This window comes from Bacteroides sp. 519 (assembly GCF_010500955.1).
Lineage (GTDB): Bacteria > Bacteroidota > Bacteroidia > Bacteroidales > Bacteroidaceae > Bacteroides.
Genome location: NZ_QVMJ01000001.1, coordinates 77262 through 98859, shown reverse-complemented (window position 1 = coordinate 98859; position 21598 = coordinate 77262). Strand labels below are relative to the sequence as shown.

Sequence of the window (21598 nt, the reverse complement as noted above, 5' to 3'; positions counted from 1 at the left end):
TAAATCTTACACAGGCATGTCATTTATTACCAATATACGTTCGGTTGCAAAATATGAAAGTAAGCTTCTGCTTAGAAGCTGGTTCTTCCGTATCTTTACTATACTGGCTGCTCTTCTTTTGGGACTTTTTAATGGAATGATTATGTTCCAGGAAGACAATTCTATATGGCCATTATTGGCTATCCCCTCTAACATTCCTTATTTCAGCATGTTGCTGCTCAATACAGGTCAGGCTGTGGTGGCTATTTTTCTGGCTTCGGACTTCTTGAAACGTGATAAGAAACTGGACACCTCCGAAGTGTTCTATGTGCATCCGCTTAGTAATGCCGAATATGTATTCGGGAAAATATGGGGTAATCTGCGGGCTTTTCTGATACTCAACATCCTTATTATGGGACTTGTGTTGATTTTCAACATTATTTCCTCGCGGGTAGATGTTGATTGGAGTGCTTATATTATCTATTTTCTGCTTATCAGTATCCCCACATTGGTGTTTATCATCGGGTTCTCCATCTTCCTGATGCTTATATTAAAAAATCAGGCACTTACCTTTGTTATTCTGCTGGGTTACATTGCACTTACTGTATTTTATATCGGCAATAAGTTTTATTACCTGTTCGATTATATGGCTTACAGTTTGCCGTTAATGAAATCGTCCATTGTAGGGTTTACCAGTTATGCAACCATATTTAACCACCGTGCCATTTACCTGTTTGCGGGGCTTGCTTTTATATGCTTTACAATTTCGTTGTTCAACCGTTTGCCTAACTCACGCCGCAGCAGTATTCCGTGGATTGTACTGGGAATCTGCCTCATAGTCTTGAGTGCCACCTGCGGATATGGACATGTACACTCCATACTGAATGCCGGTAATAACCGGAAGATGTACACGGAAATAAACAACACGTATGCCCATCATCCCCGTATGGCTGTAGAAAATTACGTGATTGATGTACAACAAACTACAGATGAAATTATTGCCGAAGTACAAATGAAAGCTGTTGCCCTGACCACAGCAAGCGAATTTGCTTTCTGCTTAAACCCGGGAATGGCTGTTCAGGAAGTTACTGCCAGTGGAACACCCCTACAATTTAGCCGCGACAAACAAATTCTATTGGCTGATATGGGCAAGCAGATTACAAAGGGAGATACAGTTTCTCTTTCCGTGAAGTATCACGGGCGTATTGACGAAAACTTCTGTTACCTGGACATAAACAATGAGGTATTGGAAAAAGAAAGCCGCCAGTTACTTATTAATGTAGATAAGAAATATGCTTTCCAAACAGACGACTATGTACTGTTCACTCCCGAAACTTACTGGTATCCCCGCCCAGGTGTGGCATACAGTGATAAATACCCAGACTGGCAGCAAGTCTACTTCAGCCACTTCAATGTTAATATCCGTCCTTTACCGGGACTCACAGGTATTACCCAAGGCAAGTTGGAGGAAGAAAGCGAAGAAGGAACATTTAATTATGCAACTAACGACCGTAGTCAATCGGCAACATTGATTATTGGGCGGTATGGCCAAGTCAGTGCCTTGTCTGATAGCATCAGGTTCAGTATTTATTATCTGGAAGAACACGATTACTTCAGTGCTGAGTTGGATACAATACGTGATACCATTCCTACAATTCTTTCCGAAGTGAGACAACAGTTCGAGCGTAATTACAAACTGCAATATCCATTCAAGCGTTTCTCTATAGTCGAGGTTCCGGCACAGTTCCACAGTTATCCCAGGGCATGGACTCAGGCACAGGAAGCTATGCAACCTGAAATAATACTCTTTATGGAGAAGGGATGGACAGCCTGGGATATGGATATTAAGCAGCGACAGAAAGATCAGAAACGCTGGGCTAAGTGGCAGAATCAGGAGATTGACGATTACGAAGCCAAGCTCCGTACCTTCCGCGATTTCCTTTACTTCTTCTTCCGTACAGAGATGAGCTATAACTTCTCGCAGGGAAGCCGTGGACAGGCACAACTCACATCCGAACCCAGCCCCTACTTCGTTTTCCCGCAGCTATATAACTTTAAGTACAATATATTCTCGTCCGAATGGCCGGTTAGTAATCGGTTGTTCGAACTATACCTGCAAAACAAGAGCGGCGATCAAGGATGGGAACGTCAGATAAACGGTGTATCGAATAACGAGAAAGCCAGTCTTCTTTTTGCAGAGCATTCTTTCCGCGACTTGCTTGTTGATGTGAATCAACTGGATATTATGGACAACATGGTAGGTTTGCAAGGCCGGAAACTATTGTCGCAAGGTGAACTGAACATTGGTGTACAAGCCTTTCTTGACAGTGTATATTCAGTACTTAACCGAAATGTATTCCGCAATCTGAACTTCGAGTTATTGCTCGATACACTGGGACAAATAAGTCAATCCAACCTTCGACCGGAGGTAGATAAATGGAACGCTCCTATCGGTTTGCCGTATTATACCATCAGCATGCCCGAGGTTATCCATGTGAATAACCGCGGACAAGAAAACTTTGTATTGAAATTCCGCATTGCTAACGATTCGGATCACGATGGTATGATCAATGTACACATCCGCACAGGTTATTGGTGGGGTAACACACCTACACCTAAAGAACAATTCAACCTCTTTATTCCTGCCCGGCAAACAAAGGAACTGGTATCTATCTGGGATCAGCAACCGGGAGAAATCCATATCAATACGCTTATTTCGGGAAACCTACCGGCAACAGTTAGCACGTACATCCGCAATGTGAGACGGGAAAACAGAGCTGTGCATGAGGTAGAAGGTATATTCAATGTTGAAAGCATACAAAATACCGACCGCAACGAAATTATTGTTGATAATGAGGATGCTTTGTTCTCTGTTTCCGAACCCACTGTTACAGGGCTATTGCCCAAGTGGTTGGATAAGATAGAAGATACCAGCTTTAAATACAAAGGTGTGATGTGGAAAACGCCTATTGAATGGACTCCTACCACACATCAGGGCTTCTTTGGCAAATATGTCCGCTCGGCTCATGCTGTACGCAGTGGCGATGGTAGCAAAACTGCTACCTGGAAAGTACCTCTGCCCGAACCGGGTTATTATGAGGTATATGCCTGGTCATTCAATGAAGAGTTACGCTGGCAACGCAATGATAATGCCGAATATCACTTCCGCATACAGTATGGAAATGAATCGGAAGATGTTTTCCTCAATCTGCGCCATGCAGGTGAAGAATGGGGACATCTGGGTAATTATTATTTCGATACAGATACGGTACGCATTGTACTCTCCAATGATTTTAAGCTAAGGATGGTGAATGCGGATGCTGTGAGATTGGTAAAAAGATGAGGATAAACTAAAAAACTATAAACTAAAATACAATGAATGTTCCCTCCTTTAAACGAGCCATTGGCATTGCAGTTCTGCTAACAGCTGTTATTTGGCCGGTACATAGTCAGGAGCCACTGACTATAGAGAAAGCTATGGACATCGCGGCTACGAACAGCCCGGCATTGCGCCGATCTTATATGAATCTGGACCGGTACAAGCAGATACTCATAGCCCAACGGGCTTCGCTTAAGTCGAAGTTTTCGCTTAACCTTAATCCGGTGGAGTATAATAAGAACCGCCGTTTCGAAAATCGCCTGTCGCAGTGGTACACCAACGAAACGTTTTCATCAAGCGGAACGTTCCGTATAGATCAACCCATTTTGCTGACGGATGGACAAGTGTCACTTATCAACACATTTGGTTGGCAGAACAACGAATCGGAGACGGAGAGTGGACGCTACACAAACAAATCATTCAGTAACGACTTATATCTTCAGATATCGCAGCCCATCTTTACATACAATAAACGTAAGATGGAACTCAAGCAAATTGAGTACGATCTGGAAAATGCCAACATCAGCTATGCATTGCAAAGACTTGAAACCGAACGGCAGATTACCAATCAATATTATTCGGTTTATATGGCTCAAAGCAATCTGGAGATAAGCAAGGAGGAGTTGCGCAATGCCGAACAGAGTTTCGAGATTATTAAAAACAAAGTAGATGCCGACCTCTCTGCCCGCGAAGAATTATACCAGGCCGAGCTGAATCTTGCCACTGCACAATCTACCGTTGAAGAGCGTATACTGGCATTGGCCAATTCCAAGGACGAGTTAAAGCGTACGCTGGGCATGCCCCTGTCCGAAGACTTTGTTGTATGGGCCGAAGTGAATATAACTCCGCTGGAAATAGATCCTGAAATGGCGATCAAACATGGCCTTGCTTCCCGCTTAGAGTTACGCCAACGCGAGATTGAGAGTGAAGAGCTGAACTTCGAACTGATCCGCACCAAGGCGCTGAACGAATTCAAAGGTGATATTTCTCTTTCGCTTGGGGTAATGGGTGATAACTCGAAGTTTGGCAAGATCTATGACAATCCTACACAGAATCCCCGCATCTCCATCAGCTTTTCTGTTCCTATCTTCGATTGGGGCGAAAAGAAAGCACGGATACGTGCACAGGAAGTAGCACGGAATATCAACCGTTTGGAACAGTCAGAAAACCGCATCGACATTGAACTGAATATCCGCCAGGTATGGCGAAACCTGGAAACACTTAAAACACAGATAAAGATTGCCGAACAGAATGTAACAAACGCACAGTTAACGTACGACCTTAACCAAACGAAGTATCGCGAAGGCGATATCACAGGTATGGAAATGAGCCAATTCCAAACTCAGTTATCGAACAAAAAGATAACCTATTCGCAGGCACTTATCAACTACAAAACAGAGTTGTTGAACATGAAGATCTTGTCTCTCTACGACTTTGAAAAGAATATGGCTATTGTACCAATGAAGAATATAAACACCGAAAAATAACAAACCATGAAACCATATATGTACAAAACAATGGCTACCGCATGTATAAGCGCATTTATGCTGACTGCATGTAACAACCAGCCACAAGGTAATCAGAATGATGTGGCCACTCCCGTATCTGTAATGGAGTTAAAAAAGAAAAGTATCAGCCAGTTTGTAAATACCACAGGAACAGCCAATCCGGTGTATGGCGTAGAAATTAACTCACAGATAACTGGTGATTATCGCCTGATGAACAATCCTGCAACCGGCAAGCCTTTTAAAATGGGCGACCGTGTAACCAAAGGCCAGGTAATTATCCGTTTGGAAGATGCTGAGTATGAAAACAGTATTGCCATTGATAGCAAGGAGCTGAATCTGGAAATAGCCGAACAGGAGCAACAGAAACAAAAGTTACTATATGAGAAAGGTGGTGTTACCCTACGCGAAATGCGCAACACCGATGTGAATGTAACCAACGCCCGGCACGAAGTAGAAAACGCCCGCCTCGGTATACAGAAGATGAGCATCCGTGCACCATTTACAGGTGTTATTGTAAACCTGCCACATTATACATCCGGTGTACGGGTAGAGCAAGGCAAACCTATGGTAGGAATCATGGATTATGCGCAAATGTACATGGATATCAACCTGCCCGAAAGCGCTATTGGCAGCGTTAGTGCACAGCAACCGGTACATATTACTCACTACACATTGCCGAACGATACGTTGAAAGGTACCATAGCCGAACTGTCTCCCGCCATCAGTATGGAAACGCGTACATTTAAAGGGAAACTGAATATTGATAACAAAGAGTTGAAGCTGCGTCCCGGAATGTTTGTGAAAGCAGATATTGTGGTTAGTCGTGCCGAAAGTTCCATTGTAATACCAAAGAATATCATTCAGTCTCAATGGAATAACAAGTATGTATATGTAGTTGAAAAGAACACAGCTTATCAGCGACGCATCACAACAGGGTTGGAAGATGAAAATAATGTCGAAGTACTGGAAGGATTAAACGAGAATGATAATCTGGTGGTACGGGGTTATGAGACATTGCGTGATAATAGCCGGGTAAAGGTAAGGAGATAGAAAAGTAATGAGTTATGAGTGGTGAGTTATGAGTCCATGCGGCATCGTTACTCAAAACTCATAACTCATAACTCAAAACTTAAAACAATTATGAAGAAAATAGTCAACTTCGCGGTAAGCAACCCGGTAACGGTCAGCATGATTATTCTGGCCATCCTGTTGCTGGGTAAGATATCATACGACCGCCTGAGCGTAGATTTGCTTCCCGACCTGAATAACCCCAAGCTATTCGTCGAAATAAAGGCAGGCGAACGGCCACCCGAAGAAATAGAAAAGCTGTACATTAAGAATATGGAGGCCATGGCTATCCGACAAACTGATGTTACTCAGGTATCATCAGTCATTAAAGCCGGATCGGCCCGCATCACGGTAGAGTACACATGGACGAAGGACATGGATCAGGCTTACCTGGATTTACAGAAAGCTATGAATCCTTTTTCCCAAACTGATGGACTTGAGGAGCTACGCATTACGCAACACGACCCTAATACGGCCCCTGTGGTACTTATCGGCTTTTCGCATCAAACCATTACCGATATGGCCGAACTGCGTAAAGTAGCCGAAAGCTATGTACGCAACGAGTTAATACGCCTTGAAGGAGTAGCCGAAGTTACACTTTCGGGCACTGAACAAACATCGCTTTTCATACGTACCGATCCCTACCGGCTCGAAGCTTTCGGCCTTACCATTGATGAAATTGCCCAACGTATTGAAGCTAACAACCAAACCATTTCAGGTGGGCGGGTAAGCGAAATGGGAATCCAGTATTTGGTAAAGAGTGTCAGCCAGTTTGGTGCACCAAATGACTTTGAAAATCTGATAGTAGGATATAAAACAGTAGATGCCCTCACCAATGCTGCAGGACAACAAGATCCCTCAGCCGTTCGTGCTCCGGTGTATTTGCGCGAGGTGGCCAATATACAGTTTGAAAACGACCGTCCCGAGAATATTGTGCGCATCAATGGTGAACGCAGCCTCGGCCTGTCTGTTTATAAAGAAATGCGGTTCAATACGGTAAAAGTAGTCGATGGCATTAATCGCCAACTCACTGTTATGGAAAATGCTTTGCCGGGATATCGCTTTCAAGTGATTACCAACCAGGGACTTTTCATTAAGAGTGCTATTAGTGAGGTAAAAGATTCGGCTATACTGGGTATTATTCTGGCTATAATTGTGTTATTCGTTTTCCTTCGTCGCATTGGAACAACGCTTATTGTCAGCCTTGCCATTCCCATATCTATTGTTGCTACCTTTAACCTGATGTTCTTTACTGGTCTTACCCTTAACATCATGACGTTGGGAGGATTGGCACTTGGTGCAGGTATGCTTGTAGATAATGCCATTGTGGTGATAGAAAGCATTTTCCGAAACCATCGTCGCGGGTTATCCATTAAAGATGCAGCCATTACAGGCACCAGCGAAGTAGGTGGAGCCATCATTGCCTCCACGCTTACTACCATTGTAGTGTTCCTGCCCATTGTTTACCTGCATGGTGCTACAGGCGAGTTGTTTAAAGATCAGGCATGGACAGTTACATTTTCGCTTCTTTCATCGCTGTTCGTAGCCATCCTGCTTATACCGATGCTTTATTTGAAGCTATCCGGCAAGAAGAAAACATTTACCGAAGACAAATCACTGGAAATTAAAGGATACGACAATTTACTCAGGATTTTCCTCCGCCACCGGTGGATGGTTATCGGCATAGGAGTTTTAATGATTGTAATTGCTGCGGCCTGTTTGCCCTTTATCGGAACAGAATATATGCCGCAGGCCGAATCGAAAAGTTTTACTGTACAAGTGAAACTTCCGGAAGGTACCCGACTGGAACGCACAGCAGCAGCCGTAGCCACCCTCGAGGAACTGGTCTACGACATTTCAGCCGATTCGCTTGCAACTATCTATACACACGTTGGTCCGGGTGGCAACTCGGCGAATGCCATATTCGAAGGCGAAAACACAGCAACCATGAAAGTAATGCTTTCCGGCAAAGCGGCGTTAAATACCGATGATGTGATTACCCGCTTCGTTGAATCTGCCCAAAGCCCCGGTACAATGGAAATTACCATTGCCCGCGAAGAAAACTCTTTGAGTAGCCTGTTGGGAAGTGATGAAGCTCCTTTGGTAGTAGAAGTAAAAGGCGAGGAACTGGAAGAAATAGCCCGCATAACCGCTTTGGTTAAAGAACGGATGTTAACTGTTCCGGGCGTGTTCAATGTTGTAACCTCCATTGAAGATGGTGCACCGGAAATCATTGTATCAGTAGACCGCACCGTGGCTGGTATCAATAATCTTTCTGTAGCCACAGTTATTGAACAACTGAAACAGCAACTAAGTGGCCGTACTACAGGAAAAATGGAATACCGTGGCGAAATGCGCGAAATACTGATTCGTATGCCCGACATCAATCTGGCTACTCTTGGCGAAGTGGTAATAAAGAACGGTGACCAACGCTTCCGTTTACGCGAAATTGCAGAACTGAAATATTCACAGGCACCCAAAGAAATACTGCGTCGCAATCAGGCACGTATCAGTAAAGTGATGGCAGGAATCGACAGTCATACTTCGCTCGATAAAGCCGCACGCGAAGTACGAGCCGCTACGAATGATATCGAAGTGCAGCCCAATTACTCCATTACCGTAGCGGGCGACGAAGAAAAACGTCAGGAGTCCATGCACAGCCTGGTGCTTGCACTTGTACTTTCCATAATACTGGTGTATATGGTATTGGCCTCACAATTTGAATCGTTACTGCATCCGTTTACCATTCTGCTTACTATACCGCTTGCAGTGGTTGGAGCCATATTGCTGTTCTTCATCACCGGAAGCACCCTCAACATCATGGGAGTTATCGGAATGGTGATGTTGGTAGGTATAGCAGTGAACAACTCCATCATTCTGGTAGACAGGATTAATCAGATAAAAGACAGTGGTACAGAGCTTACCGAAGCCATTGTACAGGCAGGTAAGCAACGTATACGACCCATCATTATGACAAGTCTCACCACCATTCTGGCATTGTTACCTATGACATTCAGCTTTGGCGAAGGAGCTTCCCTCCGTTCGCCCATGGCTATTGCTGTGGTAGGAGGTCTTGTTACCTCAACACTGATGAGTCTTGCTGTAATACCCTGCGTTTACTATCTGTTCGAAAATGCTAAACAAAACCTAAAACGCAAGCGCAATGAACTTCCTTCTGCATAGACGTATAACCATCAGCATGCTTTTTATAGCACTTACAATGCTGGGCTACGTGTCGTACCGGCAGTTGAAGGTAGAGTTGCTGCCCAATGCCGAGTTACCCTCGTTGTTTGTCATGGTTTCTTCCAATCAGGAGATGGACCCGGGATACCTGGAATCGGAAATCATCATTCCCCTTGAAGGAGCAATCAGTTCCGAGGGTGGAGTGGAAAAGATTTCTTCGTCCATCGACAGCCGGCAGTCAACCATCCGTGTCGACTTTAAAGCAGGTGGAAACTTCAAGATTACAGCACTCAAACTCGAAGAACGAATCAACAAGCTGGCATCTACGTTCCCCGACGGTTTCCATGTGCAGGTGCAAAAGGTAGATATACAGCAAATGGCAAACGCCTTTATGGTGTTGCAGGTACGTGGATCGGGCGGAGTGGACCGTGTACGCAATGTAGTAGACAAGGAAATACGTCCCGAACTGGAAAACATCGACGGTGTAGCCGGAGTCAATGTATATGGAGGTCGTGAACGAGCCATTGAAGTACAACTCAACAATGAGATGTGCCGTGCGCTCAACCTTACCCCTTCAACCATCAGTGCTATTCTTACACAAAACACACGCGACAAAGAGTTCGCAGGCTTTGCTGTAGAACCTAACGGACAGTTCTTTGTACATGTAAGCTCACCTTACACACATGTATCCGAGTTAGAGAATATTGTTGTAGCCCCCGGCCCAGTACACCTGAAAGATGTTGCAACTGTTTTCTTCGACCTGAAAGAAGAAACCTCATACAGCCGTGTAAACGGAAAAGATGCTGTGTCTGTATCGCTCACCAACGACTCACAGACCAACCTTATCGAACTGTCGCACAAGGTGCAAGAGGGTATCGACCGGTTAAATGCCAGCATTTCGCACCTCGATGTAGAAGTCTTCGTGGAGCAGAACAGTGCACAGGTAATGGAGGACAATATCAAAGACATTATCAATCTGGCTGTTACAGGTGGGCTACTGGCCATTATTATTTTGTGGTTCTTCCTGAAAAACATCCGGTTGGTGGTACTTATTGGGTTATCCATACCTATTTCTATTTATACTGCTTTCAACTTTTTCTATGCCGCAGGTATTACCATTAATAGTTTAACACTCATTGGTATGGCCTTGGCGGTGGGCATGCTGCTCGATAATAGTGTAGTGGTACTGGAGAATATTTACCGGTTATCCGGTAATGGAATAACACCCGAACGATCGGTAACACAAGGAACCACGGAAGTTTGGCGTTCCATTGTGGCTGCTACGCTTACTACGGTAACCGTGTTTTTACCATTTGTTTTTTCGGATAACTTCCTGATAAAACTTATTGGTGAACACATTGGCGTTTCTATTGTGGCTACCCTTACCGTATCGCTGGTGGTGGCACTGATCTTCATTCCGATGGTTACATACGTCATTCTGCGACTCAGGAACCGTCGGTCGGTGTTCTACGAAGAAGTATCAGTTACCCAACGCCCTATACAGATTTACCTTGTGTTCCTCAAGGCTGCCATGCGCAATCCGGGAGTAACCATTATCGGCTCAATCGTACTCTTTTTCATTACCCTTATTGGGGCTATAACCCTCAATATACAGTCGATGCAGGATATTGAGTCCGACCGCTTTAATATTTACGTAACCATGCCACGCGGCAGCACGCTTGAAAAGGCCGACCAGATAGTAAAACTGATGGAAGACCGCCTTGAAAGCATGCCCGAAAAAGAAGAACTTATCTGTCGTATCCGTGAACAGGATGCTGTGCTTACACTGGTTTTGAAAGAAAACTTTAAGAAAACCAGCAAACGAAAGATTAGTGAAATTAAAATGGATGTGCTTAACAAAGTGAAGGATATTCAAGGCTCCGAGGTTAGTGTAAACGAAGCATCGGCTAATCAGGGAGGCGGTGCCATGAGTGGGCTTATGGGCTTTATGCGGCTTATGGGTATCGGGCAGCAACAGGAACGTATTGTTATCAAAGGTTCGGACTATGATATGATGTTTCAGGTAGCCGAAGACCTTCGCTATCATCTGAACGAACAGGACTTTGTTGCTCATTCGTGGGTTTCGTACACCGGACGTCAGGCAGAACTGTTATTGAATTTCGATCCGATACTCCTTACCTCATACGAAATAAACAGAGGAGATATTTCAAACGGGCTTATGTCATTAAACCCGGAATTTTCATCGGGAACAAGTTTTAAGATAGGTGAAGAAACTTATGATATTATCATCCGCACCGAAATTCCTGAAGATAAAAACAAGCTTGAAATAACAGATATAGAAGAAGAGGCAACAACCGATACAATTATTGTTGAAACTGTAAATCCGGTGGCAACCATTGATACCGCTTTGGCAATTGCCGACACATCAGGGGTAAGTACTGATTCGCTTCTTGCTATTGCCGATACAACAGGAGTTGCAACCGATTCTATTGCTGCTCCGGAACCCATGCCAACTGTATTGGCCGAAGAACTGGAGTTTAAAGATAAAACGATTGATGACCTTAAGGCTGTGCAAATTAAAAGCGCTAAAGGCGGGTTACACAGACTCGATGAGGTATCTGCCATAAACAAAGCGCGCGGCCGGGCACGCATTATGCGTGTTAATCAGGACAAGCAACTTGATTTGTACTACAGTTTCGGTCGTAATGCGGAAGAATCGAAACAGTTGTTGGAAAGCTACCGGTCGGATATTGATGCACTGGTAGCAGGTTATAATCTACCATCCGGACTGGCTATCGAAGTGATCCATGAAGAAGATGAGTTTGCAGAGTTTAAGTTCCTTATTCTGGCTGCATTGATTCTAATCTTTATGATCCTGGCTTCTGTATTCGAATCGTTTACTACACCATTCGTACTTCTGTTCTCTATACCGTTGGCCGCTATTGGTTCGCTATTGGCATTGATACTCACAGGTAATAGCCTGCTCAATGCCAATACCTTAATGGGATTTCTCATTCTACTGGGAGTAGTAGTAAACAATGGTATCATACTGATTGATTATACCAACATTCTGCGTAACCGCGGTTACCGACGCAATCGGGCGCTGATGATGGCAGGGCTTTCGCGTATCCGCCCCATCCTGATAACTTCTATCACTACCATTGTAGCCATGTTGCCGCTGGCCATGGGCGATGCCGAATACTCGGGAGCCATAGGAGCACCGTTTGCCATTACGGTTATTGGTGGTCTGGCTTTCTCTACCATATTAACGCTGGTGTATATTCCAACCGTTTGTCTGGGATTAGAGAATGCACTCACCTGGTACAGAGGGCTTTCACCTAAATTGTGGATTACCCATGCAATCCTCTTTGTTATAGGAGTTGCAGCCATCTACCTTTATGCCGATGGATTATTGTGGCAAAGCATCTGTTTGATAGCAATTGTTATTCTTATTCCAGGCATCACTTTCTTTATTCAAGCCAGCTTAAGACGTGCCAGTGAAGGCATTATTGATCCTGATGAAGAGATACAAATCACTGTGCGTAACCTTGTTAAAGTGTACGAGCGTCCTGGTAAAATCCGTCGCGACCTTACAAGCGGAGATGCTGTTCGTAAACGTTTGGGAGAGAGCAAAGACTATCATTCTTTGCGCGATTTCCTGAACGACATTTGGCTGATAGTGGTGCTGGTGTATACTATATACCTGGCCTGGTTCCACATAGAAAAGAAGCTTTGGATATTCCTGCTCTCCTTTGCCATCTATGCCATGGTTTTGTTGCTCTGGCGTAAACTCCGTAAATACCTCTTCTACCGGTTCGATGGTAGCCGGGTAATAAAAATAGTGAACCGTATAATCTTCTGGAGTATTCCGCCTGTTGTGTGGTTTATGATGTCCAGCAGAATGGATAATACTGGCTTCAGCTTTTTTGTGGGTGTATTATGGGCAGCAGGCATTGCTATCTATGTAACATCGAGGCGGTTATACGAAAAAGATATTAACATTGAACGCGTCACAGGCCGGTTTGCCGGTCTACGCAGATCGTATTACCGGTTTGTGAAAAGCATTCCGGTTATTGGTAAGCAAAAGAAACCGTTCAAGGCACTCCGTGGTGTATCGTTCACTATTCACAAGGGAATGTTTGGTTTGCTGGGGCCTAACGGTGCAGGTAAATCTACCATGATGCGTATTATTTGCGGTATCCTGGAACAAAGCTACGGAAGCATCTATGTCAACAACCTGGATGCCCGTGAGTATCGGGAGGAATTGCAGGGACTTATTGGCTTCCTGCCACAGGAGTTTGGTACGTATGAGCACATGACGTCTATGGAATTTCTTGACTATCAAGCCATCCTGAAAGGTCTTACCGATAAGAAACTACGTGAAGAGCGCATAGAGTATGTACTCAAAGCCGTACACATGTACGAACGCAAAGATGATAAGATCGGTTCTTTCTCCGGCGGTATGAAACAGCGTATCGGTATTGCCCTTATCCTGTTGCATCTGCCACGCATTCTTATTGTAGACGAACCTACAGCCGGTCTCGACCCGCGCGAACGTATTCGTTTCCGTAATTTGCTGGTTGAACTCAGTAAAGAGCGCATCGTTATTTTCTCCACGCATATTATTGAGGATATTTCCAGCTCGTGCAGTCAGGTGGTAGTTATCAATAAAGGTGAGTTGAAATACTTTGGCGATCCGGTGGATATGGTTAACATGGCTACAGGTAAGGTATGGCAGTTCCACATTGATAAGTCTGCTTTCGAAACACTGGATAAATCAATGGTTATTCATCACATGCAGAATGGAGATATCATTCAGGTACGCTATCTCTCATATGAAAAGCCACATCCGGATGCTGTACTTGTTGAAGTGAACTTAGAAGATGCATATTTGTGTCTGCTTAAAAATATGAATTAAATTGATTTACGATTTTAATAGAACACAGAGACACAGAGGCACAGAGTTTTAAATAGTTTTCATAAACAGAGATTTATACTAAACTCTGTGCCTCTGTACCTCTGTGTTCAATAATATAAATTTAGCTATATATGACGCCAAAACAACTGATAAGTCTTGTACCGAAGCTCGTGAAGTATAATATGAAGATTATATTTGCGGGTAAGTTCTTCTGGTTTCTGTTGGCGGCCTTTGGGTTCTTTGCCTATTTCATGTTCAATTCGGCATGGAACCGGCAGATGGTAAACGAAGGAGCCATTTACGGTATGTTGATATTTCCCAGTATGCTACTTATTTTCTACCCTACGGTTTTCGGTATCCAGAATGATGAAGACAGCCGTATACTGGAAATTATTTTTGGCATCCCCAACTACCGTTACAAAGTTTGGGGTGTGCGGTTGCTGATGATTTATCTGATCGTGTTTGTCATTCTACTCGTCTTCTCATACATTGGCACACTGTTGTTATGGCCTGTTAACGAACTCGAAATGTCGGCTCAGTTAATGTTTCCGGTTCTTTTCTTTGGGAATATGGCCTTTATGTTTTCCACCATTACCCGTAGTGGCAATGGTACAGCGGTAATAATGATTGTATTGGGCATTGTATTGATGATTTTTATGAATGCCACCAATATGAAACATACATTCTGGAATGTATTTCTCAATCCGTTTGATGTTCCGCGCGATTTTCACCCATTAATATGGCAAAGCGTTTTGTTGAAGAGCCGTATATTTCTGGCTGTTGCTTCGGTAGTTTGGTTGCTTATCGGGTTACTTAACTTACAGAGAAGGGAAAAGTTTGTGTAATATTATTCGGCTAATTCAATAACCTCCAAATCTTTAAATACCCCGTTATCTATTGTAAACCGCACCAATGTACGTGTAGTATGGAAACCATATTTTCCGGCAGCACCCGGATTTATATGGAGCATTCCCAATGTTTTATCATACTTCACTTTTAATATATGCGAGTGTCCACTTATAAAAAGTTTAGGTGGGCGCGCATATAAGCTGCCGGCAATAGAAGGATCGTACTTGCCCGGATATCCACCAATATGCTTCATCAATACTTCGGCACCCTCTACAGTGAACCTGTTAACCTGAGGAAACACCCGGCGAATGTCTTGTCCATCAATATTTCCATAAACCCCACGTAATGGGCGGAATGCTGACAGTTTATCCGCTATTTCCATCGAGCCGAAGTCACCCACATGCCATATTTCATCGCATTGTTCAAAATGTTGTAGATATCTTTCGTCCCACCAGGCATGGGTATCCGATAATAATCCAATTCTAATCATTTTTTCTTTTGATTTCTTCCTGTAAAAGTACTGTTTTTGTCCGCATTCACAAAAGGCATAGTATAGAAAATGTAAACCAAAGCCACAACACAATTGACAATCAACAAATTACAGTACCACTTGTTTTTTAAGCGTGAGAAAAAAGTATCACCGATCATTTTAAGTGTGAGAAAAAAGTATCATGCAGCATGAGACAAAAGTATCACGCCTAAGATACTTTTGTACCACAAGCGTGGCACTTTTGTACCACAGGCATGATACAATAAACAATAACTCCCTTTAACTCCTTCCATTCTGGAATGTGAATAATTTATTACTCTTTCTAAGAAAGTTTATTTTAAAGTATTATATTTGAGCAAAACTAAGAATCCATGGAGAACAAATATAATTACTTTAAACGCGATATTAGCTGGTTGTCGTTCAATTACAGGGTGTTACTCGAAGCCGACGACGAACGTTTACCTATATACGAACGCATTAATTTCATTTCTATATACTCTTCTAACCTGGAAGAGTTTTATAAAGTGAGGGTGGCCGATCATAAAGCCATTGCATCGGGCATAGCCCAAAGCGATGAAGAAACCACCCAGTCGGCCATTGAAATACTCGAATCAATAACCAATATTGTAAATCAACAACTGGAAACCCGTATACGAATCTATGAACAGAGCATCCTCCCTACCCTACGCCAAAACAATATTGTTTTTTACCAGGGCCGAAGCGAAGTAGAACCCTTTCATCAGCAGTTTGTCCGGAATTTCTTTCACGAAGAAATATTTCCCTATCTGCAACCTGTACCGGTAGCCAAAAACGAAGTAGTATCTTTCTTACGCGACAATCGCCTATACCTTGCAGTGCGTGTATTGCGGAAAAACACCTCACCCAACAGCCCCGATTACAGTAAATATTTTGTAATGAAGATACCCTACAGCAAGGTACCCCGCTTTGTTGAATTGCCTAAGCATGAGGGTAATTATTACCTAATGTTTATTGAAGATATTATCAAAGCCAATCTTGGTGTAATCTTTCCCGGTTTTGATGTTGATTGCAGTTACTGCATCAAGATATCACGCGATGCCGATATTCTGATTGAGAATGTTGCCTCCAACGAAATAGTGGAACAGTTAAAGAAAAAGGTAAAGAAGCGTAAAATTGGTGCTGTAAGCCGTTTTGTGTACGACAGGCACATGCCCGATGATTTTCTGGCTTTTCTGGTTGATGCGTTTAACATCAATCAGCATGAGCTGGTACCTGGCGACAAACATCTCAACCTTGAAGATCTGAAATATTTCCCTACCCTGAACAAAGCCATAGAAGGAAGTCTGAAGCCAACTCCTATGAGGTTAACCTACCTCAATAAAAAGGAATCTATATTCAGTTATGTACGTAAAAAGGATTTATTGATTCATTATCCTTATCATTCGTTCGATCATTTTACGCATTTCCTGTACGAAGCTGTTCACGACCCCAAGACCCGCGAAATTATGGTTACTCAATACAGGGTAGCCCAAAACTCACAGGTTATTAACCAACTGATAGCAGCTGCCGAAAACGGAAAGAAGGTTACCGTATTTGTAGAACTGAAAGCCCGGTTCGACGAAGAAAACAACCTTGCCACAGCCGAAATGATGAAGAAAGCAGGAATCAACATCATCTACAGTTTGCCCGGATTAAAAGTGCATGCCAAAGTAGCCTTGATATTACGCGAAAGCAAACACAGCTTTGCGTACATAAGCACCGGCAACTTTAACGAAAAAACAGCTGTAGTGTATGCAGATGTAGGCCTATTCACTGCAAGACCGGAGTTGGTAGAAGAGGTACACAATATTTTCCTTACATTGCAAGGTAAAAGCAACTCGGGTTTCCAACACCTGCTGGTGGCGCGCCACAATTTAATTCCATCGCTAAACACACTGATCGACAAAGAAATTGAACTGGCACAATCGGGTAAGAAAGGAAGAATTATAATTAAACTCAATGGCATACAAGATCCTGTAATGATAAATAAGCTATACGAAGCTTCCGAAAAAGGGGTAGAGATTGACCTTATTATCCGGGGTATATGCTGCGTTATTCCCGGACAGCCTTACAGCCGGAACATTAAAATTACCCGTATAGTAGATAGTTTTCTGGAACATACACGTATTCTGTACTTTGGCAACAATGGCAACCCTAAAGTATTTTTCGGTTCGCCCGACTGGATGAAGCGTAACCTCTACCGCCGGATTGAAGCTGTTACCCCGATAAAAGATGCAGATTTGAAACAGGAAATCATCGACATGTTGCATATTCAACTAAATGATAACCAGAAAGCCTGTTTTGTTGATGAACAGTTATGCAATATATTCAAAAAGAATGATGCACCTGCGGTAAGGGCCCAATACACATTCTACGAGTATTTAAAGAATAAGAATGCAGAAAAGACTCTGCAATTTCAGTATCCGAATAAAACATTTCAGTAGTACTTTTGTCTGTTTGAGTAATTAAATACGGCATCTGGAGTTTACAAGATACTATATTTACATACGAATTACAAATTCATCAATATGGGCAAGAAAAAACATTTCGCCAAAGCCCCATTCGGCCAGAGGCAAGCAATTATTTCCTCATTAAGCATAAGCTTTTTGATAAATGCCATACTTATTGCTTGTTTTATATTCCTCTCTTTTCGTCTTAATCCAACTATTAAGATTAAAACAGGCGAACTATTTGTGTACTTTATTTGTCATTTTGCATGCAATTTTATCCTGTTGTATATACTATATACTTTTAGTAACAGGCTTATTAAAACAGACAAGCAAAAGCGCAAAACAGCCACTAAAATGATTGTTGGCACATTTTTAATCTGCGGTTTCTTAAGTCCGGTATTTACACAAATCCAATGGTGGTGTATTGATATGGGTACTCACAGTACTGGTTTCAATATTTTTTTAAGCTTCAACCTAATAAAAGACGTTATACTGGGAGTAATGATGCTCTTTGAAACCGGAATCAGGTTTTCTGCCTACCGTACACATCAAACACTGCTGGTTAACCAAAGTTTAATGAGAGAGAACATCAAAACCCGTTATGAGGCACTGAAAAACCAACTCGATCCTCATTTTCTCTTTAACTCCTTAAACACACTCAATGGTTTAATTGGAATTGATGATGAAAAAGCACACGATTATGTAGACAATCTCTCGTCTGTATTCCGTTATACACTTCACAGTAAAACCATTTGCAAATTAAGCGAAGAAGTGGAGTTTGTTAACGCTTATGTTGATTTGCTGAAAATAAGATATGGCGACAACTTTGTTGTACATTATAATATCGAAGAAAAGTACAAGCATTATTATCTGATGCCCGTAAGCATTCAGCTATTGGTAGAAAATGCTATAAAGCACAATATTATCAGCAATAAAAAGCCACTGTTTATTTTGATAGAAACAACCGACCGGAATTCTGTTATTGTACAAAATATTATCAACCCCAAACTAAACAACACAGGAGGTGGAGGCGTAGGACTGGCCAACCTCACCAACCGTTATTCTATTCTATTTCATAAATCTATCTCCATCACCAACAAAGAAGGTATTTTTATTGTAGAAATTCCTTTGATAGAGAAAGTAGAAAACATGAATAATTCAATTGATAAATCATATAAAGATGAATATTGTTATTGTTGAAGATGAGATTGTTGCTGCTCAAACATTAAGCAGACTCATACAGGAAATCAGGACCGATTTTACAATTCTTACTGTGCTTCAAAGTGTAGAGGATAGTGTAGAGTGGTTTTCGCAACACCCCATGCCCGATTTAATATTCATGGATATTCATTTGGCAGATGGTTCTTCTTTTGAGATATTCAATCATGTAAAGATAGACTGTCCTATCATTTTCACTACTGCATACAACGAGTACGCCCTCGATGCATTTGAGGTAAACAGCATTGATTATCTGCTTAAACCCATAAATAAGAAACGCCTTACACAAGCTATTTTAAAGTTTGGCAATTTCACTTATAAAAAAGATAATACTCAATTGATTAATGATTTTATATCTACCATTAATAAAAGCCAAAACCGTTATAAAACTCACTTCCTTATACCACATAAGGATAAGCTCATCCCCCTGGCTGTAGAAGATATAGCCTGTTTCTATTCCGAATTGAAAATTGCCCGTGTAGTATGCTTCAATTCGCAAAGCTATTCGCTCGACTATTCACTGGAAGAGTTGATGAAACATCTCAATCCCGAATTGTTTTTCAGGGTAAACCGCCAATATATTGTGGCTCACAAAGCCATCAATGATATCTCTATCTGGTTTGCCGGAAAATTGTCGGTTAATCTCAATGTGAATGTGCCCGAACGAATTCTTGTTAGTAAAGCACGTGCTACAGAGTTTAAAAGTTGGTACACGAGGGAGAATTGAAAATTCATCATTCATCATTCAATATTAAATATATTCCTCTATCTTTGTGACCTATTTAAATGAATTCACAATTCAAAATTAGTAAACATGCTTACAAAGATTATCGCCCAAAGCAATATTGATCGTTTTATCAAATGGTTTGAGCGGGCAGAGAATATAGTTATAGTATCGCACGTTGCTCCAGATGGTGATGCAATTGGTTCCTCTCTCGGATTATGGCACTTTCTTAATTCACAAGAAAAAAATGCAAATGTTATTGTACCCAATGCTTTTCCCGATTTCCTGAAATGGATGCCGGGCAGCAAGGATATTCTAATCTATGAACGTTATCAGGAATTTGCTGATAAATTAATTAGCGAAGCCGATGTTATTTGCTGTCTCGATTTCAATGCACTGAAACGCATAGATAATATGGCAGGTGCTGTAGCAGCGTCGCCCGCCCGCAAAATACTAGTTGATCACCACTTACAACCGGAAGACTTTTGCGATATCACCATCTCTCATCCCGGAATGTCGTCGACAGCCGAACTTGTATTCAGGTTAATTTGCCGCATGGGCTATTTCGAAGATATAACCAAAGCAGGTGCAGAATGTATTTATACCGGTATGATGACCGATACTGGCGGATTTACATTTAACTCTAATAACTCAGAAGTATATTTCATTATCAGCGAGTTACTATCCAAAGGCATTGATAAAGACGAAATATACCGAAAGGTTTTCAACACCTACTCCGAAAACCGCTTACGCCTGATGGGCCATGTGCTTACCAACATGAAGGTATATAATGAATATAACGCAGCCCTCATCACCCTTACCAAAGAAGAACAGAAACAATTTAATTTTATGCGGGGCGATAGCGAAGGGTTCGTAAACATCCCGCTGTCTATTAAGAACGTAATGTTTACCTGTTCGCTCAGAGAAGATGAAGAAAAAGATATTATTAGAATATCCTTCCGCTCGGTTGGTGATTTCCCTACCAATAAATTCGCTGCCGAGTTCTTTGGTGGCGGCGGACACCTCAATGCATCCGGAGGTGAATTTGTTGGCCCTATAGAAGATGCCATTTCTCTGTTCGAAAAAGGGCTCAAAGCTTACGAACATCTGCTAAAGGTTAAAAGTTAATTGGGAAAGGTTAAAGGTTCAGAACTTTATACTACCCTTCTTTTATGTTTAAATGAAATAAGATATTTTTGCGCTAAATATACACAACAAATGAAAAAACTTTCACTTTTATTTCTGATTGTTTTAGCTTTCGGGGCTTTTGGAACCATGTTTCAGGCGTGTGATAACTCCAAAACCTATGCAGAAATGCTTGAGGATGAGAGAAAGGCTGTCAATGCTTTTGTAAAAAAGCACAATATCAAAACGATTTCCAAAGAAGAGTTTGAAAAGGATACCATTACAGGCGAAAATGAATATGTTCAATTTTCGAATGGACTATATCTGAATATTGTTGATAGAGGAAATGGCGATACGATTAAAACACGTGATGAAATTATCGTACGTATGGTAGAATACAATGTAATGGCAGAGATTGATACTGAGGTTGGAGATACACTGTCGAATTTAGACATTGATGTTCTTACCGATTCTTTCTTCTACAATCCAACAGCCTCGTCTACATTATTTGTGTATGACAGCTATAATGGATATTTTCCATACGTGTACAGTAGCTTGTTGTCGCAAGGAACTTTAGATGTGCCTAATGGTATCATTAATATATTACCTTATATTAAAGATGGTGCACACGTTAAAATCATTGTGCCTTCCAAACTTGGACATTCTTATGCAATGCAGTATGTTTATCCATATTATTACGACATTCATAAAATCCAAATCAGATAAAA

The 21598-nt window shown here is 42.1% G+C and carries 12 protein-coding genes; 11 read left to right on the top strand and 1 reads right to left on the bottom strand.

Translation table 11 applies throughout. The features are described 5' to 3' along the window. Window positions 1-16: 16 nt before the first annotated feature. From D0T85_RS00390 to D0T85_RS00360, 6 genes are all read left to right on the top strand, one after another. Window positions 17-3322, top strand: coding sequence for a xanthan lyase (locus D0T85_RS00390; protein ID WP_163209107.1), 3306 nt, complete (start codon window positions 17-19; stop codon window positions 3320-3322). 32 nt (window positions 3323-3354) lie between these two features. Further along, window positions 3355-4845 carry a TolC family protein gene (locus tag D0T85_RS00385; RefSeq protein ID WP_163209104.1) on the top strand — a complete coding sequence of 497 codons (1491 nt, stop codon included), beginning with the start codon at window positions 3355-3357 and terminating at the stop codon, window positions 4843-4845. A gap of 6 nt (window positions 4846-4851) precedes the next feature. Next, on the top strand, window positions 4852-5916 hold the full coding sequence (locus D0T85_RS00380; protein WP_163209102.1) for an efflux RND transporter periplasmic adaptor subunit: 1065 nt from the start codon (window positions 4852-4854) through the stop codon (window positions 5914-5916). A 90-nt stretch (window positions 5917-6006) separates the two neighbouring features. Further along, entirely contained in the window at window positions 6007-9117 is a 3111-nt protein-coding gene (locus D0T85_RS00375) for an efflux RND transporter permease subunit (RefSeq protein ID WP_163209099.1), read from the top strand. After that, a complete protein-coding gene (locus D0T85_RS22655) occupies window positions 9098-13996 on the top strand; it encodes an efflux RND transporter permease subunit (protein ID WP_239060606.1) in 4899 nt (1632 codons plus the stop codon). The genes D0T85_RS00375 and D0T85_RS22655 overlap by 20 nt, the downstream gene beginning before the upstream one ends. 131 nt (window positions 13997-14127) lie before the next feature. Next, complete coding sequence (locus D0T85_RS00360; protein WP_163209097.1) at window positions 14128-14841, top strand: hypothetical protein; 714 nt, start codon at window positions 14128-14130, stop codon at window positions 14839-14841. A 2-nt stretch (window positions 14842-14843) separates the two neighbouring features. On the opposite strand, the gene D0T85_RS00355 is transcribed toward D0T85_RS00360, so the two are convergent. Beyond that, window positions 14844-15335 (bottom strand): metallophosphoesterase, encoded by a 492-nt coding sequence (locus D0T85_RS00355; RefSeq protein ID WP_163209096.1) that lies wholly within the window; start codon window positions 15333-15335, stop codon window positions 14844-14846. A 371-nt stretch (window positions 15336-15706) separates the two neighbouring features. On the opposite strand from D0T85_RS00355, the gene D0T85_RS00350 reads away from it, so the two are divergent. The 5 genes from D0T85_RS00350 to D0T85_RS00330 all read left to right on the top strand — a co-directional run bounded on the left by D0T85_RS00350 (window position 15707) and on the right by D0T85_RS00330 (window position 21596). Beyond that, a complete protein-coding gene (locus tag D0T85_RS00350) occupies window positions 15707-17797 on the top strand; it encodes an RNA degradosome polyphosphate kinase (RefSeq protein WP_163209094.1) in 2091 nt (696 codons plus the stop codon). Window positions 17798-17881: 84 nt separating this feature from the next. Further along, complete coding sequence (locus D0T85_RS00345; protein WP_163209092.1) at window positions 17882-19003, top strand: sensor histidine kinase; 1122 nt, start codon at window positions 17882-17884, stop codon at window positions 19001-19003. Then, complete coding sequence (locus tag D0T85_RS00340) at window positions 18984-19748, top strand: LytTR family DNA-binding domain-containing protein (protein ID WP_163209090.1); 765 nt, start codon at window positions 18984-18986, stop codon at window positions 19746-19748. Before D0T85_RS00345 ends, D0T85_RS00340 begins: the two co-directional genes overlap by 20 nt. Window positions 19749-19835: 87 nt before the next feature. Beyond that, a complete protein-coding gene (locus D0T85_RS00335; protein ID WP_163209088.1) occupies window positions 19836-20873 on the top strand; it encodes a bifunctional oligoribonuclease/PAP phosphatase NrnA in 1038 nt (345 codons plus the stop codon). A gap of 90 nt (window positions 20874-20963) precedes the next feature. Next, a complete protein-coding gene (locus tag D0T85_RS00330; RefSeq protein WP_163209086.1) occupies window positions 20964-21596 on the top strand; it encodes a DUF4827 domain-containing protein in 633 nt (210 codons plus the stop codon). Window positions 21597-21598 lie beyond the last annotated feature (2 nt).

Excerpts from the sequence above, each read along its gene's own strand:
- D0T85_RS00390 (WP_163209107.1), top strand. The coding sequence starts at position 17 with ATGTCATTTATTACCAATATACGTTCGGTTGCAAAATATGAAAGTAAG.
- D0T85_RS00385 (WP_163209104.1), top strand. The coding sequence starts at position 3,355 with ATGAATGTTCCCTCCTTTAAACGAGCCATTGGCATTGCAGTTCTGCTA.
- D0T85_RS00380 (WP_163209102.1), top strand. The coding sequence starts at position 4,852 with ATGAAACCATATATGTACAAAACAATGGCTACCGCATGTATAAGCGCA.
- D0T85_RS00375 (WP_163209099.1), top strand. The coding sequence starts at position 6,007 with ATGAAGAAAATAGTCAACTTCGCGGTAAGCAACCCGGTAACGGTCAGC.
- D0T85_RS22655 (WP_239060606.1), top strand. The coding sequence starts at position 9,098 with ATGAACTTCCTTCTGCATAGACGTATAACCATCAGCATGCTTTTTATA.
- D0T85_RS00360 (WP_163209097.1), top strand. The coding sequence starts at position 14,128 with ATGACGCCAAAACAACTGATAAGTCTTGTACCGAAGCTCGTGAAGTAT.
- D0T85_RS00355 (WP_163209096.1), bottom strand. The coding sequence starts at position 15,335 with ATGATTAGAATTGGATTATTATCGGATACCCATGCCTGGTGGGACGAA.
- D0T85_RS00350 (WP_163209094.1), top strand. The coding sequence starts at position 15,707 with ATGGAGAACAAATATAATTACTTTAAACGCGATATTAGCTGGTTGTCG.
- D0T85_RS00345 (WP_163209092.1), top strand. The coding sequence starts at position 17,882 with ATGGGCAAGAAAAAACATTTCGCCAAAGCCCCATTCGGCCAGAGGCAA.
- D0T85_RS00340 (WP_163209090.1), top strand. The coding sequence starts at position 18,984 with ATGAATATTGTTATTGTTGAAGATGAGATTGTTGCTGCTCAAACATTA.
- D0T85_RS00335 (WP_163209088.1), top strand. The coding sequence starts at position 19,836 with ATGCTTACAAAGATTATCGCCCAAAGCAATATTGATCGTTTTATCAAA.
- D0T85_RS00330 (WP_163209086.1), top strand. The coding sequence starts at position 20,964 with ATGAAAAAACTTTCACTTTTATTTCTGATTGTTTTAGCTTTCGGGGCT.